The sequence below is a fragment of the Pseudomonas sp. FA-1 genome, from assembly GCF_056856075.1.
On the sequence record NZ_JBWXTH010000001.1, the window covers coordinates 196,871 to 213,054 of the forward strand.

Below are 16,184 nucleotides of genomic sequence, written 5' to 3' on the forward strand. Positions count from 1 at the left end.
GGACGGCGGCTAAAGGGCGGGATTATAACGCAAACATATGCGCAACGCGGCAACCTGTACCGGCCTCATCGCCGGCACAGGAATCAAGATTATTCGGCGATCAGCCAGTCCAGGCGGAAGCTGCCGGCGGTCTGTGCCAGCTCCTTGGCCAGCCAGGGCAGCAGTTCCTTGAGTTCATCCTCCAACCCCCACGGCGGGTTGGCGATGGCCAGGCCCGAACCGTTCAGCCCCTGCGGGCTGTCCTGATGGTGCACGTACAGCTCGACGCGCAGCAGCTTGGGGGCACCAGTGCTGGTCAGGTCCTGGTAGAAGCGGGTCAGTGAACGCTGGTCCTTGATCGGGTACCAGATCGCCGCGACGGTCTGGCGCATGCGGCCGATCGCTTCTTTCATCGCCACGGTGCAGCGTTTGAGCTCATCGGCCTGCTCGAAGGGCGGGTCGATCAACATCACGGCGCGCTTTTCCTGTACTGGCAGCAAGGCCCGGGGAACATGCCAACCCTCGCCCAGGTGCACGATCACTCGCGGATCCTTCTTCATGTTGTCCTTGAGCAGCGGGCCGTCCTCGGGGTGCTTCTCGTTGAGCAGCGCGCGATCCTGCTGGCGCATCAGGCGCCGCGCCAGCTCCGGGGAGCCCGGGTAGTAGCGCAGCTCGCCGTCGGGGTTCATGCGCTTGATGATGCGCAGGTAATCGGCGGTGACGGCCGGCAGGTCATCGCGGTTCCACAGGCGGGCGACGCCTTCGAGGTATTCACCGGTACGGGTCGCCTGGTCACCCTGCAGGTCATACAGGCCAAGGCCGGCGTGGGTGTCGATATAGGCGAAGGGCTGTTCCTTGCGCGACATCAAGGCGATGAGGCGGGTCAGCACGATGTGCTTGAGGACGTCGGCGTGGTTGCCGGCGTGGAAGGCGTGACGATAGTTCATGGCGACTCCTGCGGGGATGGCAAGTTTACCTTGTCATGCAGGTGGCGTCAGGCCTGGATGTCAGAGTTGGCCTCATCGCCGGCAAGCCGGCCCCCACAGAAACCCTGGAACCTTCAGGCCAGTGCTTGCTGTGGGAGCCGGCTTGCCGGCGATGGGGCCGACTCCTATTCGACAGGTATTACTTGTCAGCGTGATACGCCGCGTCAGCCTTCTCGAAGCGCGAGACCATGCTGGTCGACGGACGGCCCAGCTTGCTCACCACGACGATGGCGATGCTGGCGAACAGGAAGCCCGGGATGATCTCGTACAGGCCCAGGCCAACGTAGTTCTTCCACAGGATCACGGTCAGCGCACCGACCACGATACCGGCCAGGGCGCCGTTGCGGGTCATGCCCTTCCACAGTACCGAGATCAGCACCACCGGTCCGAAGGCGGCACCGAAGCCGGCCCAGGCATAGGCCACCAGGCCCAGCACGCGGTTTTCCGGGTTGGCGGCCATGGCGATGGCGATCAGCGCCACGGCCAGGACCATCAGACGACCGACCCAGACCAGCTCACGCTGGGAAGCGCCCTTGCGCAGGAAGGCCTTGTAGAAGTCTTCGGTCAGGGCGCTGGAACACACCAACAGCTGGCAGCTCAAGGTGCTCATCACCGCAGCCAGGATGGCCGACAGCAGCACACCGGCGATCCAGGGGTTGAACAGGATCTTGGCCAGCTCGATGAACACACGCTCGTGGTTCTCGGTGACAGGGCCTGCTACCTCGGGGTGCGCCGAGAAGTAGGCAATGCCGAAGAAGCCTACGGCACAGGTACCGGCCAGGCACAGGATCATCCAGGTCATGGAGATACGGCGAGCCTTGGCGATGGATTTAACCGAGTCAGCGGCCATGAAGCGCGCCAGGATGTGCGGCTGGCCGAAGTAGCCCAGGCCCCAGCCCATCAGCGAGACGATGCCGATGAAGGTCGCGCCCTTGAACATGTCGAAGTTCGTCGGATCTTGCAGCTCGATGGCCTGGAACGTCGCATCGAAGCCGCCAGTAGAGATCAGCACGATGACCGGTGTGAGGATCAGCGCGAAGATCATCAGCGAAGCCTGCACGGTGTCGGTCCAGCTCACGGCCAGGAAGCCACCGATGAAGGTATAGGCGATGGTCGCTGCGGCACCGGCCCACAGGGCGGTCTCGTACGACATGCCAAAGGTGCTTTCGAACAGGCGGGCGCCGGCGACGATGCCGGAGGCGCAATAGATGGTGAAGAACACCAGGATGACGATGGCCGAGATGATCCGCAGCAGGCCCGACTGGTCTTCGAAGCGGCTGGAGAAGTAGTCCGGCAGGGTCAACGCGTCGCCGTTGTGTTCGGTCTGCACACGCAGGCGGCCAGCGACGAACAGCCAGTTGAGATAGGCGCCGACAGTCAGGCCGATGGCGATCCAGGCCTCGGACAGACCCGCGAAATAGATGGCCCCAGGCAGGCCCATCAACAACCAGCCGCTCATGTCGGAGGCACCGGCGGAAAGCGCGGTCACCACGCTGCCGAGGCTACGGCCGCCGAGAATGTAGTCGGAGAGGTTCTTGGTGGAGCGATAGGCGGCGAAGCCGATCAGCACCATTACTGCGATATAGATCACGAAAGTGATCGTCAATGGATTGCCCATGGTTGTGCCCTGGCATTTGTTTTTATGTTTAGCGACCGCCCGGACGGCGGTTGCACCTAGGCGACGAATCCTATGCAACAACGCGAATCAGGTGCAACCATTTTTCAATGGCAAGTTGCACCCATTCGGGCATTTTCAGAAAAATCCTGCTTTTTGTATCTTTTTGGAGCATAGACAATGGTTTTCAGAAGAAAACGCACCAAGAACGTGCCTTTTCGTCGCGTAAGAAAAGCCTCCAGACGAGTTGCACCTTTTCAACATAAAAATCGGGTTGCACCCGGTTGCACCTGATTTGTCCTACAGCTAATCTTGCGTCCAGCTTAGGCCACACCCGTGGCAATAACGAGGATAAAAAATGGCGACGACCACCCTTGGGGTCAAACTCGACGACCCGACCCGTGAGCGACTCAAAGCAGCTGCGCAGTCCATCGACCGCACGCCGCACTGGTTGATCAAGCAAGCGATCTTCAACTACCTGGAGAAGCTCGAGGGTGGCGCCACCCTGAATGAACTGAGCGGCCACGGCAGCACCGCTGGCGATGACGCCGGCGAAGTCCAGCCCGACCACAGCCACCAGTGCTTCCTGGAGTTCGCCGAGAGCATCCTGCCGCAATCGGTGCTGCGCTCGGCCATCACCGCCGCCTACCGCCGCCCCGAGCCGGAAGTGGTACCGATGCTGCTCGAGCAGGCTCGCCTGTCGGTCGAGCAGGCAGATGCCACCAACAAGCTGGCCGCCGGTATCGCCGAGAAACTGCGCAACCAGAAGAGCACCGGTGGTCGTGCCGGTATCGTCCAAGGCCTGCTGCAGGAATTCTCCTTGTCGTCCCAGGAAGGCGTGGCCCTGATGTGCCTGGCCGAGGCCCTGCTGCGCATCCCCGACAAGGGTACCCGCGATGCGCTGATCCGCGACAAGATCAGCACCGGCAACTGGCAGCCGCACCTGGGCAACAGCCCGTCGCTGTTCGTCAACGCCGCCACCTGGGGCCTGCTGTTGACCGGCAAGCTGGTCTCCACTCACAACGAATCCGGCCTGACCTCCTCGCTCACCCGCATCATCGGCAAGAGCGGCGAGCCGATGATCCGCAAGGGTGTCGACATGGCCATGCGCCTGATGGGCGAACAGTTCGTCACCGGCGAGACCATCGCCGAAGCCCTGGCCAACGCCAGCCGCTTCGAGTCCAAGGGCTTCCGCTACTCCTACGACATGCTCGGCGAGGCTGCCCTGACCGAACATGACGCGCAGAAGTACCTGGCCTCCTACGAGCAGGCGATCCACTCGATCGGCAAGGCTTCCCACGGTCGTGGCATCTATGAAGGCCCAGGCATCTCCATCAAGCTGTCGGCCCTGCACCCGCGTTACAGCCGCGCCCAGTACGAGCGCGTGATGGAAGAGCTGTATCCGCGCCTGCTGTCGCTGACCCTGCTGGCCAAGCAATACGACATCGGCCTGAACATCGACGCCGAGGAAGCCGACCGCCTGGAGCTGTCCCTGGACCTGCTCGAGCGCCTGTGCTTCGAGCCGTCGCTGGCCGGCTGGAACGGCATCGGCTTCGTCATCCAGGCCTACCAGAAGCGTTGCCCGTACGTGATCGACTATGTCATCGACCTGGCCAAGCGCAGCCGCCACCGCCTGATGATCCGCCTGGTGAAAGGCGCGTACTGGGACAGCGAGATCAAGCGCGCCCAGGTCGAAGGCCTGGAAGGCTACCCGGTCTATACCCGCAAGGTGTACACCGACGTGTCCTACATCGCCTGCGCACGCAAGCTGTTGTCGGTACCCGAAGCCATCTACCCGCAGTTCGCCACCCACAACGCCCACACCCTGTCGGCCATCTACCACATCGCCGGCCAGAACTACTACCCGGGCCAGTACGAGTTCCAGTGCCTGCACGGCATGGGCGAGCCGCTGTACGAGCAGGTGGTGGGCAAGGTTTCCGAAGGCAAGCTGAACCGTCCGTGCCGCGTCTATGCACCGGTCGGTACCCATGAAACCCTGCTGGCCTACCTGGTCCGCCGTCTGCTGGAAAACGGCGCCAACACCTCGTTCGTCAACCGCATCGCCGACCACTCGATCTCCATCCAGGAACTGGTCGCCGACCCGGTTGCCAGCATCGAGCGCATGGCTACCCAGGAAGGCCAGATCGGCCTGCCGCACCCGCGCATCCCGCTGCCACGCGACCTCTATGGCAACGAGCGGGCCAACTCGGCCGGTATCGACATGGCCAACGAGCATCGCCTGGCGTCGCTGTCCTGCGCCCTGCTGGCCACCGCCCACAACGACTGGAAGGCTGCCCCGCTGCTGGCCTGCGCCGCCAGCGAGCAGCCGGCCGCGCCGGTGCTCAACCCGTCGGACCACCGCGATGTGGTGGGCCACGTGCAGGAAGCGACCGTCGCCGATGTCGACAATGCCATCCAGTGCGCGCTCAATGCCGCGCCGATCTGGCAGGCCACACCGCCGGCCGAACGCGCCGCGATCCTCGAGCGCACCGCCGACCTGATGGAAGCCGAGATCCAGCCACTGATGGGCCTGCTGGTGCGCGAAGCCGGCAAGACCTTCGCCAACGCCATCGCCGAAGTGCGCGAGGCCGTGGACTTCCTGCGCTACTACGCCGTCCAGGCACGCAACGACTTCAGCAATGACGCCCACCGCCCGCTGGGCCCGGTGGTGTGCATCAGCCCGTGGAACTTCCCGCTGGCGATCTTCACCGGCCAGGTGGCTGCCGCCCTGGCCGCCGGTAACCCGGTACTGGCCAAACCGGCCGAACAGACCCCACTGGTCGCCGCCCAGGCCGTGCGCCTGCTGCTCGAAGCCGGCATCCCTGAAGGCGTGCTGCAACTGCTGCCTGGCCGCGGCGAGACCGTCGGTGCCGGCCTGGTCGGCGACGAGCGCGTCAAAGGCGTGATGTTCACCGGCTCCACCGAAGTGGCGCGCCTGCTGCAACGCAATATCGCCGGTCGCCTGGATGCCCAGGGCCGCCCGATCCCGCTGATCGCCGAGACCGGCGGTCAGAACGCCATGATCGTCGACTCCTCGGCGCTGACCGAGCAGGTGGTGATCGACGTGGTGTCCTCGGCCTTCGACAGCGCCGGCCAACGTTGCTCGGCCCTGCGCGTGCTGTGCCTGCAGGAAGACTCCGCCGACCGCGTGATCGAGATGCTCAAGGGCGCCATGGCCGAAAGCCGCCTGGGCAACCCAGAGCGCCTGTCCGTGGACATCGGCCCGGTGATCGATGCTGAGGCCAAGGCCGGTATCGAGAAGCACATCCAGGGCATGCGCGAGAAAGGCCGTGCGGTCTATCAGGTAGCCATCGCCAACAGCGAGGAATGCAAGCGCGGCACCTTCGTCATGCCGACCCTGATCGAGCTGGAGAGCTTCGACGAGCTCAAGCGCGAGATCTTCGGCCCGGTGCTGCACGTGGTGCGCTACAACCGCAAGGACCTCGACCAGCTGATCGAGCAGATCAACGCCTCCGGCTACGGCTTGACCCTGGGCGTGCATACCCGCATCGACGAGACAATCGCCAAGGTGGTGGATAACGTCAATGCCGGCAACATGTACGTGAACCGCAACATCGTCGGTGCAGTGGTGGGCGTGCAGCCGTTCGGTGGTGAAGGCCTGTCCGGCACCGGCCCGAAAGCCGGTGGCCCGCTGTACCTCTACCGCCTGCTGTCGACCCGCCCGGCCGACGCCATCGCCCGCCACTTCCAGCGCGCCGATGGTGAAAGCAAGGTCGACAGTGCCCTGCGCGACCAGTTGATCAAGCCGCTGCACGCCCTCAAGACCTGGGCTGGCAGCAACCAGCCCGAGCTGGCCACGCTGTGCGAGCAATTCGCCGAGCAGTCCCAGAGTGGCATCACCCGCGTACTGCCAGGCCCGACCGGCGAGCGCAACACCTACACCGTACTGCCGCGTGAGCACGTGCTGTGCCTGGCCGACAACGAGGCCGACCTGCTGGCCCAGTTCGCCGCCGTGCTGGCCGTGGGCAGCTCGGCAGTATGGACCGACGGCGAGCCGGCCAAGAGCCTGCGCGCCCGCCTGCCCAAGGAGTTGCAGGCCAAGGTCAAGCTGGTGGCCGACTGGCAGAAGGACGAAGTGGCCTTCGACGCGGTCATCCACCACGGCGACTCCGACCAGCTGCGCAGCGTCTGCGAGCAGGTGGCCAAGCGCGCCGGTGCCATCGTCGGTGTGCATGGGCTGTCCAGTGGCGATCACCAGATCGCCCTGGAGCGCCTGGTGATCGAGCGGGCAGTGAGCGTGAATACCGCTGCGGCGGGTGGTAACGCCAGCCTGATGACCATCGGCTGATAGTAGCGAGCGAAGAAAAAGGGAGAGCCTTGGCTCTCCCTTTTTCATGATCAGGACCTAGAAGTCGATGTGGTCTAAAGCTGCATCTGGATCGATGCCTGGCATGAACACCGGGTCGCTTTCGCTTGTCGGAGCGGCACCGGGACGATACCGTGCCAGTTGATTCCTGCCCGGCCCCCTGACCGGGCTGAAGCGCTGGAGGCAAAAGGTAGGTCATGAACGGAAAGCGAATCGTCTGGTACTGCTGGGGTGTGTTCGATGCGCTGCTGGTGGCGCAGCATGTGATCACAACTATCGCCAATGGCGGGGTCCCCTTCATCAGCGGTCTGCTGCAAATTTCCGCCGTCATGGACTCGCAGGGCGGGTGGTTTACCCTGTACTTTCTGGTGCGCTGGGCATTGCTGCTCTCGATCTTGGTCAGCTGCGGGCTGTTCCTGGCCCAACGCGATAGCGTGAAATGGCTGGTGTGGTTGCAATCGCCCGCGCGAGTGTTGTTTTTCATACCCTCGGTATCATTGATCTCCCTCTACCCGGGCTACACCCCCTCAGGCAGCCCGGTGCTGTTCTTGGCGGTGGTCGTGGCGTGTGAAGTGTTGAAGCTCTGGTCGCTCTGGTTCTTCGGGACACGAAAGGTCGCGCGCGCTGTGCCTGTGGGCGATCGCCCCCCCTTCTAATGCTGCGCTGCGGGCAGAGAACAAGTGGCTAGCGCCGCCTCTGTGGGAGATTCTATGGTGCTGGACAAGCTCAATTGCATTCGCAATACGGCCCGGGCTCCGCTTGCTTCGTGGGAGATTACCCAGCCCTTCGGGCTGCGCTGTCGCGCAGAGAACAAGCGGCCAATGCCGCCCCTGTGGGAGCGGCGGTGCGGCGGTCCGACTTGTCCCGCGATCAAGGGCGAAGCCCTTGCCAGGCGACGGTGATATCGGGCCCGGCCTAATCGCGGGACAAGCCCGCTCCCACAGGGTGCCGCAAATCAAATGGTCATGCGTTGTTCTATGAGAGCTGGCGGAGCCTGCGATGGGCCGCAAAGCGACCCCTTGAGTCTGGAGGGGCTCCACCGTTCGAGGGCTTGGGGCTGCTTTGCAGCCCATCGCAGGCTCCGCCAGCTCCCACCGAGATTGCGCCGCTCTCAAGACTTACGAAATCCCTGCGCGGCGGTCCGATTTACCCGGGCCAGTACAGGCATCGATCAGCGTCGAGCTAGCGACACGAACGGACTCACCGCGAAATCAAATCGAGCGGCCACAACATGCCGCCAATACGAACAGGGCCATGAGAATCCATACCAGGTTGGCAACCGTCAGCGTCGCGTTGCCACGCCCCAATGAATCGCCCTGTGACACGTTGATCACCTGCTGAACTTTGACCATGGCCACCAAGGGAAGGCTCAGGCAAAGCAGAACCGACACCGCCACGGCGAACACGTATCGCACGGTCGCGGGCGTCACACCGGCCTCTTGCACCTGCATCCCGAGAAGAACCCAGGCGCAGAACAAGGCAACGTGAGGCAGCCATAGCATCAAGGTAATCCCCAATGGCGACCAGTCTACCGATCGCCCCGCGTCGCGCTCATACCGCGCTACCCGCGTAAGCAACGGGTACAGCAGCAGCCCACCGAACAGGCAAAGCAACAGCGGGACCAGCCGGACACCCTGCTCCTGTCGGTACAACAACCATTGCCGGTAGTACCAGTACGTCATGTAGCTGCCCATGGAGAGCATTATCATCAGGATGAGCTTGGGAATGGCGACTACCTGAAAACGCGGAAGCGGCTCAGCCGGGGTCGAGGCCGAGAGGGATTCCATAGAAACACTTGTGTTGGGCATGACAACGACCTTCGTTCAAGAAAGCCGTCATCAAAAACGATGCGTAAAAGTCGTGCAGCAAGACCGTTCCCAAACCTGCATCGGACCGTTCGCAAAAAAAATTGACGGAATGTAACTTCACCCGTGTCGCTCTATCACAGCTGATGGCGATCCCCGCCGCGACCACCGCGATCCCAGTGAGGCTGCCGGTTCGCCTTGGAAACGAGGTCGGCTGCGCGTTAATTCCTGACCGACAAGTACCGGGCTGCCATAATGTCCAGACATCGCCCCAGGCCAAGCCCCTAGCCGCCAAGGCAATGTATGAGGGTGGTTCTAGGGGGAGCCACCGCGCACCGGAGGTTCCCGCATGTTCGATTCCAGCGCCCTGCTGCATCAACGCTTCAAAGCGCTGCGCAGCTCGGCCGAGATGTTTTCCCTGCGCCATGTGAAGCAGTCGCACCAGAGCCTGTCGGTGCGCCGCAATGTGGCCGAACCGCCCTCTTTCAGCCAGGACGAAGGCGCGATGCTCACCGTGCGCGTCAATGGCGTCGAGGCCTATGCCGCCACCGCCGACCTGTCCCAGGCCGGGCTGCAGCAAGCCCTGGAGCAGGCCGAAGCCCTGGCCCGCACCATCGCTGCCCACAGTTTGCTTGATCTACGCGACCAGCCGGTGACAAGCCGGCGTCACGACCATGTCTCGCCCAACTTCGACCAGCCCCTGCCAAGCCTGGCCGAGTGCCTCGAGCTTCTCGCCAGCGAATCGGCCAGCGTACCCAGGGACAGCCGCCTGGTGGACTGGCAGGCGAGCCTGGGCACCAGCCTGGTCGAGCAGACCTACCTGAACTCGGCCGGTGCCGAACTGCGCCATGCCCAACGCTTCCTGTTCCCCGGCCTGAGCGTGACCGCCAGCGATGGCCTGGACAGTCAATGCCGCAGCCTGGGCCGGGAGAACTTCGGCCAGCAGGGCGGCTTCGAGGTCATCGAGCGCTGCGGCCTGGTCGGTGCCGCCCGCCGCATCGCAGACCAAGCCCTGCAATTGCTGCTGGCACCCAATACCCCCAGCGGCCCTCGCGACCTGCTGCTGATGCCCGACCAAATGATGCTGCAGATCCACGAATCCATCGGCCACCCGCTGGAGATGGACCGCATCCTGGGCGACGAACGCAACTACGCCGGCACCAGCTTCGTCAAGGCGAGCGACTTCGGTCACTTGCAATACGGCTCGACGCTGCTCAACGTGACCTTCGACCCCACCATCGGCGAAGAATTGGCCAGCTATGCCTTCGATGACGATGGCACCCAGGCGAGCAAGCAGTACCTGATCCGCGACGGCCTGTTGCTGCGCCCCCTGGGCGGGGCGTTGTCGCAATACCGCTCGGGCCTGGAGGGCGTGGCCAACAGCCGGGCCTGCGGCTGGAACCGTGCCCCCATCGACCGCATGGCCAACCTCAATATCGAACCCGGCGACCGGACGCTCGCGCAATTGGTCGCCGGTATCGAGCGCGGCATCCTGATGCGCACCAACCGCTCCTGGTCCATCGACGATGCGCGCAACAAGTTCCAGTTCGGCTGCGAGTGGGGTCAGCTGATCGAAGATGGCGAGCTCAAGGGGGTGGTAAAGAACCCTAACTATCGCGGCATTTCCGCCGACTTCTGGCGCAACCTGTCCGCAGTGGGTGACCACAGCACCTTCCAGGTGCTCGGCACGCCCAATTGCGGCAAGGGCGAACCCAACCAGGTAGTACGGGTCGGCCACGCCTCGCCGGCCTGCGTGTTCCGCCAGATCGACGTATTCGGAGGGGACGCCTGATGGCCCGCTACCAACAACGTTTCGAAGACCTGCTCGGCACCCTGCGCAGTGCCATCGAGCCTGGGGAGCATTTCACTCTCGGTTACAGTGCCGAGCACTCGCAGTTCGTACGCCTGAACCATGCCAAGGTGCGCCAGGCTGGCCTGGTCAGCCAGGCCAGCGTCCAACTGCGACTGGTGCGCGATGGCCGCCAGGCGCAGCAGCAGGTCACTCTGGGCGACGACGCCACCCTCGACAGCCAACGCCTGCGCGACGGTCTCGCACAGTTGCGCCAGACCTTGCCGCTGCTCCCGGCCGACCCTTACCTGAGGCTCGATGAAAGCGCCTGGCACAGCCACAGCCTGCTGCAGGAGCCGCTACCGGAACTGAGCGAAGTGCTGGCACTGGTCGAGCGCGAGGCCGGCGACCTGGACTTGGTCGGGATCTATGCCGCAGGCCCCATCTGCCACGGCTTTGCCAGCTCATTCGGAGCCTTCGGCTGGCACCAGGCCAACAGCTTCAACTTCGACTGGAGCCTGTTCCATGCCAACGGCCAGGCAGTCAAGGCCAACTATGCAGGCCAGGCCTGGAATGCTGAACACTTCGTCGCACGTCTACGCCAGGCCCGTGAGCAACTGGCATTCCTGGGGCGCCCGGCCATCACCCTCAAGCCCGGCCGCTACCGGGCCTACCTGGCCCCAGCGGCCATGGACGAGATCGCCGGCATGCTCTGCTGGGGCGGCTTTTCCGCCCAAGCGCTGGCCACCGGTAACAGCGCGCTGCAGCGCCTGTACAACGGCGATGCCTGCCTCAGCCCACTGGTCAGCTTCGACGAACAGGTCAGCGGTTCGCTGAGCCCGCCGTTTTCCGATGAGGGCTCGCCTCGCCAGGACCTGCGTCTGATCAGCGAGGGCCGCGCTCTGGAGCGCCTGGTCAGCGCACGCAGCGCTGTCGAGTTCGAACTGCAGGCCAACGGCGCCGACGGCTACGAGTCGCCTTGTGCGCTGAGCCTGGCGCCGGGGCAGCTGGCATCGGCGCAGGTCCTCGAGCGGCTGGGCACGGGCCTGTACATCAGCAACCTCTGGTACCTGAACTACTCCGACCTGCCGGCCGCGCGCATGACCGGGCTGACCCGTTTCGCCACTTTCTGGGTCGAGGAAGGTCGTATCCAGGGGCCGGTGAGCACCATGCGCTTCGATGACAGCCTGTACACCCTGCTGGGCAGCCAGCTGGAAGACCTGACCCGTGAGCGGGAGTTGATCCTGTCGACCAGCACCTATGGCCAACGCAGCACTGGATCGAGTCATTTACCGGGGGCGTTGGTCAAAGCCCTGACACTGACATTGTGATTGGATTGTCCGGCCCTTTCGCGGGTTCACCCGCGAAAGGGCCGGATCCTGACAACCGAGGACGTCATGCCCGAACGCGCCCCGCTGGACCCTGTCACCGCCCGCTGGATCCCCTGGGTGGTGGCGATCGCTTTCTTCATGCAGTCCCTGGACGGCACCATCCTCAATACCGCCCTGCCCGCCATGGCCCGCTCCCTGGCCGAAGACCCGCTGCGCATGCAGGGCGTGATCATCGCCTACATGCTCACCGTCGCCTTGTTGATCCCTGCCTCGGGCTGGATCGCCGACCGTTTCGGCACCAAGCGCATCTTCTTCAGCGCCATCATCCTCTTCAGCCTCGGCTCGCTGCTGTGCGCCATGGCCAACAGCCTGACCTTCCTGATCCTTGCCCGGGTCATCCAAGGCCTGGGCGGCGCCCTGATGTTGCCGGTCGGCCGGCTGGTCGTGCTGCGCGCCTACCCACGCTCGGAGCTGGTTCGAATCATGAGCTTCGTCACCATCCCCGGCCTGCTCGGCCCCCTGCTGGGCCCGACGCTGGGCGGTTGGCTGGTGGAAATCCTCAGCTGGCACTGGATCTTCCTGATCAACCTGCCCGTCGGCGCACTGGGTTGTTATGCCGTGTGGAAGTTCATCCCCGACCTGCGCGGCGTCGAACGCACCACGTTCGACGGCCCTGGTTTCATCCTGTTCGGCGCGGCGATGGTGCTGATCACCATCGCCATGGAGGGCCTGGGCGAGCTGCACCTGCCACACCTGCGGGTCATGCTCCTGCTGTTCGCCGGCCTGGCGTGCCTGGCCGCGTACTGGCTGCGCGCCGGGCGCGACCCGGAGCCGCTGTTCCCGCCCAGCCTGTTCCGCGTGCGCACCTTCGCTATCGGTATCCTGGGCAACCTGTTCGCGCGCCTGGGCAGCGGCGCCCTGCCTTTCCTCGTGCCGCTGCTGTTGCAGGTGGCGCTGGGTTACTCACCGGCCGAAGCCGGCATGAGCATGATCCCGCTGGCGGCGGCGGCGATGCTGGCCAAATCCATCGCCAGGCCGCTGATCGAGCGCTTCGGCTACCGCATCATCCTCACCGGCAACACCCTGCTACTCGGTGCGCTGTTGGCCAGCCTGGGGCTGGTGGACGAACGGACGCCCTATGCCCTGCTGTTGGTACAACTGGCCCTGCTCGGGGCGGTCAACTCGATGCAGTTCACGGCCATGAACACCGTGACCCTGATCGACCTGGACGACGCCCACGCCAGCAGCGGCAACAGCTTGTTGTCGGTGGTCGCGCAACTGTCCCTGAGCCTGGGGGTGGCCTGCGCCGGCGCCCTGCTCGGCGGCTTCAGCGCAGCCGGCAGCGCCGAGGGCGTGGAAAGCACCCTGGGCGCCTTCCAACTGACCTTCCTGACCATAGGCCTGATGGCGATGCTGGCGGCGGCGATCTTCCTGCAGCTCGCGCCGACGGACGGAAGGCGTGCCCGTCGTCAGGAAGCACACATGGAGTCGTAGGGCGAATGGCCACGAGGCTGGTAGACTGTTCGGCATTTTTCGCTTCGCAACGCAGGCCCGCCTCGTGACCACCGACTCCACCGCCTTCGCCACCCTGCCGCTGTCCGCTGCCATGCTGGCCAACCTGGACGCCCTCGGCTACACCTCGATGACGCCGATCCAGGCCCAGAGCCTGCCGGTCATCCTCAAGGGCCAGGACCTGATCGCCCAGGCCAAGACCGGCAGCGGCAAGACCGCCGCCTTCGGCATCGGCCTGCTCAACCCGATCAACCCGCGCTACTTCGGCTGCCAGGCCCTGGTGCTGTGCCCCACCCGCGAGCTCGCCGACCAGGTGGCCAAGGAATTGCGTCGCCTGGCCCGGGCCGAGGACAACATCAAGATCCTCACCCTCTGCGGCGGCGTGTCCCTCGGCCCGCAGATTGCCTCGCTGGAGCATGGCGCGCACATCATCGTCGGCACTCCGGGTCGGGTGCAGCAGCACCTGGACAAGGGCACCCTGGTGCTCGACGGGCTCAATACCCTGGTGCTGGACGAAGCCGACCGCATGCTCGACATGGGCTTCTTCGACGCCATCGCCAGCATCATCGGCAAGACCCCGTCGCGCCGCCAGACCCTGCTGTTCTCGGCCACCTACCCGGCCGGCATCGAGCAACTGGCCGCCGATTTCATGCGCACGCCACAGCAGGTGAAGGTCGAAAGCCTGCACGCCGACAACCAGATCGAGCAGCGCTTCATCGAGATCGACCCGCAGCAACGCCTGGAAGCTGTCACCCGCGTGCTGGGCCATTACCGCCCACAATCGTGCGTGGCGTTCTGCTTCACCAAGCAGCAGTGCGAGGACCTGGTCGCCCACCTGACCGCCAAGGGCATCGTCGCCCAGGCCCTGCACGGCGACCTGGAGCAGCGCGACCGCGACCAGGTGCTGACGATGTTCGCCAACCGCAGCAGCTCGGTATTGGTTGCCACCGACGTGGCCGCCCGGGGCCTGGACATCGATGGCCTGGACATGGTCATCAACGTCGAACTGGCGCGTGATGCCGAGATCCATGTGCACCGCGTCGGCCGTACGGGCCGCGCTGGCGAGAAAGGCATCGCCATCAGCCTGGTTGCGCCCGCCGAAGGCCACCGTGCCCAGGCCATCGAAGACCTGCAGAAACGCCCGCTGCGCTGGGAGCAGCTCGACAGCCTGAAAAGCAAAGGGGGCGAGCCCCTGCTGCCGGCGATGACCACCCTGTGCATCGCCGCCGGCCGAAAGGACAAGCTGCGCCCAGGCGATATCCTCGGCGCGCTGACCGGCGATGCCGGTATCCCCGGCAAACAGGTGGGCAAGATCGCCATCTTCGACTTCCAGGCGTTCGTGGCCGTGGAGCGCGCGGTGGCCAAGCAGGCCATGCAGCGGCTCAACAGCGGCAAGATCAAGGGCCGGTCCCTGAAAGTCCGCATCATCTGAAAGCAACGCATGTCTTCTGTGGGAGCGGGCTCGTCCCGCGATAGCGTCAGCTCAGGCCACTGAGTCATCCCTGCCGAGAGGCCATCGCGGGACAAGCCCGCTCCCACAGGTTCAGCGCTTCATCTTCGAGTCCAGACAGGTTTACACCGTGCATTCCACCGACGTGATCATCCTCGGCGCTGGCGCCGCCGGCCTGATGTGCGCCCAGCTCACCGCCCGCCGCGGCCGCCGCGTGCTGGTGCTCGACCATGCCAACAAGCCAGGCAAGAAAATTCTCATGTCCGGTGGCGGTCGCTGCAACTTCACCAACCTGTACACCGAGCCGGCCAACTTCCTCTCGCATAACCCGCATTTCTGCAAGTCGGCCCTGGCCCGCTACACCCAGTGGGACTTCATCGAGCTGGTGGCCAAGCACGCCGTGCCCTACCACGAGAAGAAGCTCGGCCAGCTGTTCTGCGACAACAAGGCCAGCGACATCCTCGACATGCTGCTGGCCGAGTGCGACGAGGCCGGCGCCGAGATCCGCATGCACACCAGCATCGAACAGATCGAAAAGACCCAGAGCGGCTACCTGCTGCAGACCAGCGCCGGTCAGTTCGCCTGCCAGTCCCTGGTGATCGCCACCGGCGGCCTGTCGATTCCGACCCTGGGCGCCACCGGTTTTGGCTACCAGGTGGCGCGCCAGTTCGGCCACAGCCTGCTGCCCACGCGTGCCGGCCTGGTGCCGTTCACCATCACCGAGCCTCAACTCAAGGCACTGTGCACCGAGCTTTCCGGTACCTCGCTGGACTGCATCGCCAGCTGCAACGGCACCAGCTTCCGGGAAAACCTGCTGTTCACCCACCGCGGCCTGAGCGGCCCGGCGATCCTGCAGATCTCCTCGTTCTGGGAGGCCGGCGACACGGTCGAACTCAACCTGCTGCCGGACCGCGATGCACTGGCCTGGCTGCAGCAGGTCCAGGCCGAGCGCGCCAATGCCGAGCTCAAGACCGTGCTAGCCGAGGTGTTCACCCGCAAACTGGCCAACCTGTTGGCCGAGCAGTGGTTCGTCTCCAAACCGATGAAGCAGTACACCCCGGCCGAACTGGCCGAGGTCGCCGAAAGACTGTCGGCCTGGCAGGTGGTGCCGGCCGGTACCGAGGGCTACCGCACCGCCGAGGTGACCCTGGGCGGCGTGGATACCCGCGAGGTCTCGTCCAAGACCATGGAATCGCTCAAGAGCCCGGGGCTGTATTTCATCGGCGAGGTGCTGGACGTGACCGGCCACCTGGGTGGTTTCAACTTCCAATGGGCCTGGGCTTCGGCCAACGCCGCGGCGCAGTTCGTGTAGAGTAGAATCCTTTCAGCAGCACGGAACGCTTCTTGCTGGTCCGTGTGGCAATGCCGGCATCGTATTGGGGCTGCTACG

At 64.6% G+C, this 16,184-nt stretch carries 10 protein-coding genes; 7 read left to right on the forward strand and 3 right to left on the reverse strand.

All coding sequences use genetic code 11. The annotated features are described in order from the left end of the window. Positions 1–89: 89 nt before the first annotated feature. Both AC1MHZ_RS00910 and putP read right to left on the reverse strand, forming a co-directional pair. Positions 90–926: a 23S rRNA (adenine(2030)-N(6))-methyltransferase RlmJ gene (locus AC1MHZ_RS00910; RefSeq protein WP_368829469.1), complete on the reverse strand. Its 837-nt coding sequence runs from the start codon at positions 924–926 to the stop codon at positions 90–92. 178 nt (positions 927–1,104) lie between these two features. Then, positions 1,105–2,583, reverse strand: coding sequence for a sodium/proline symporter PutP (putP, locus tag AC1MHZ_RS00915; RefSeq protein ID WP_084854089.1), 1,479 nt, complete (start codon positions 2,581–2,583; stop codon positions 1,105–1,107). Positions 2,584–2,938: 355 nt separating this feature from the next. Between putP and putA the strand changes: the two genes are divergently transcribed. Beyond that, the gene (gene putA, locus AC1MHZ_RS00920; RefSeq protein WP_084854087.1) at positions 2,939–6,889 is read left to right on the forward strand and encodes a trifunctional transcriptional regulator/proline dehydrogenase/L-glutamate gamma-semialdehyde dehydrogenase; all 3,951 of its coding nucleotides are present in this window, start codon (positions 2,939–2,941) and stop codon (positions 6,887–6,889) included. A 215-nt stretch (positions 6,890–7,104) separates the two neighbouring features. Next, positions 7,105–7,563 (forward strand): hypothetical protein, encoded by a 459-nt coding sequence (locus tag AC1MHZ_RS00925; RefSeq protein WP_084854085.1) that lies wholly within the window; start codon positions 7,105–7,107, stop codon positions 7,561–7,563. A gap of 555 nt (positions 7,564–8,118) precedes the next feature. Here the strand turns inward: AC1MHZ_RS00925 and AC1MHZ_RS00930 are convergent. After that, positions 8,119–8,715, reverse strand: coding sequence for a hypothetical protein (locus tag AC1MHZ_RS00930; RefSeq protein ID WP_143515142.1), 597 nt, complete (start codon positions 8,713–8,715; stop codon positions 8,119–8,121). 346 nt (positions 8,716–9,061) lie between these two features. Between AC1MHZ_RS00930 and AC1MHZ_RS00935 the strand changes: the two genes are divergently transcribed. The 5 genes from AC1MHZ_RS00935 (at position 9,062) to AC1MHZ_RS00955 (ending at position 16,106) form a co-directional block, all read left to right on the forward strand. Continuing rightward, positions 9,062–10,504, forward strand: coding sequence for a TldD/PmbA family protein (locus tag AC1MHZ_RS00935; RefSeq protein WP_084854082.1), 1,443 nt, complete (start codon positions 9,062–9,064; stop codon positions 10,502–10,504). Beyond that, positions 10,504–11,832 (forward strand): TldD/PmbA family protein, encoded by a 1,329-nt coding sequence (locus AC1MHZ_RS00940; RefSeq protein ID WP_324817808.1) that lies wholly within the window; start codon positions 10,504–10,506, stop codon positions 11,830–11,832. The genes AC1MHZ_RS00935 and AC1MHZ_RS00940 overlap by 1 nt, the downstream gene beginning before the upstream one ends. A gap of 66 nt (positions 11,833–11,898) precedes the next feature. After that, entirely contained in the window at positions 11,899–13,326 is a 1,428-nt protein-coding gene (gene mdtD / locus AC1MHZ_RS00945) for a multidrug transporter subunit MdtD (protein ID WP_084854078.1), read from the forward strand. Positions 13,327–13,438: 112 nt separating this feature from the next. Further along, positions 13,439–14,776, forward strand: coding sequence for an ATP-dependent RNA helicase DbpA (gene dbpA, locus AC1MHZ_RS00950; RefSeq protein WP_324816192.1), 1,338 nt, complete (start codon positions 13,439–13,441; stop codon positions 14,774–14,776). 148 nt (positions 14,777–14,924) lie between these two features. Next, entirely contained in the window at positions 14,925–16,106 is a 1,182-nt protein-coding gene (locus AC1MHZ_RS00955) for a BaiN/RdsA family NAD(P)/FAD-dependent oxidoreductase (RefSeq protein WP_324816183.1), read from the forward strand. Positions 16,107–16,184 lie beyond the last annotated feature (78 nt).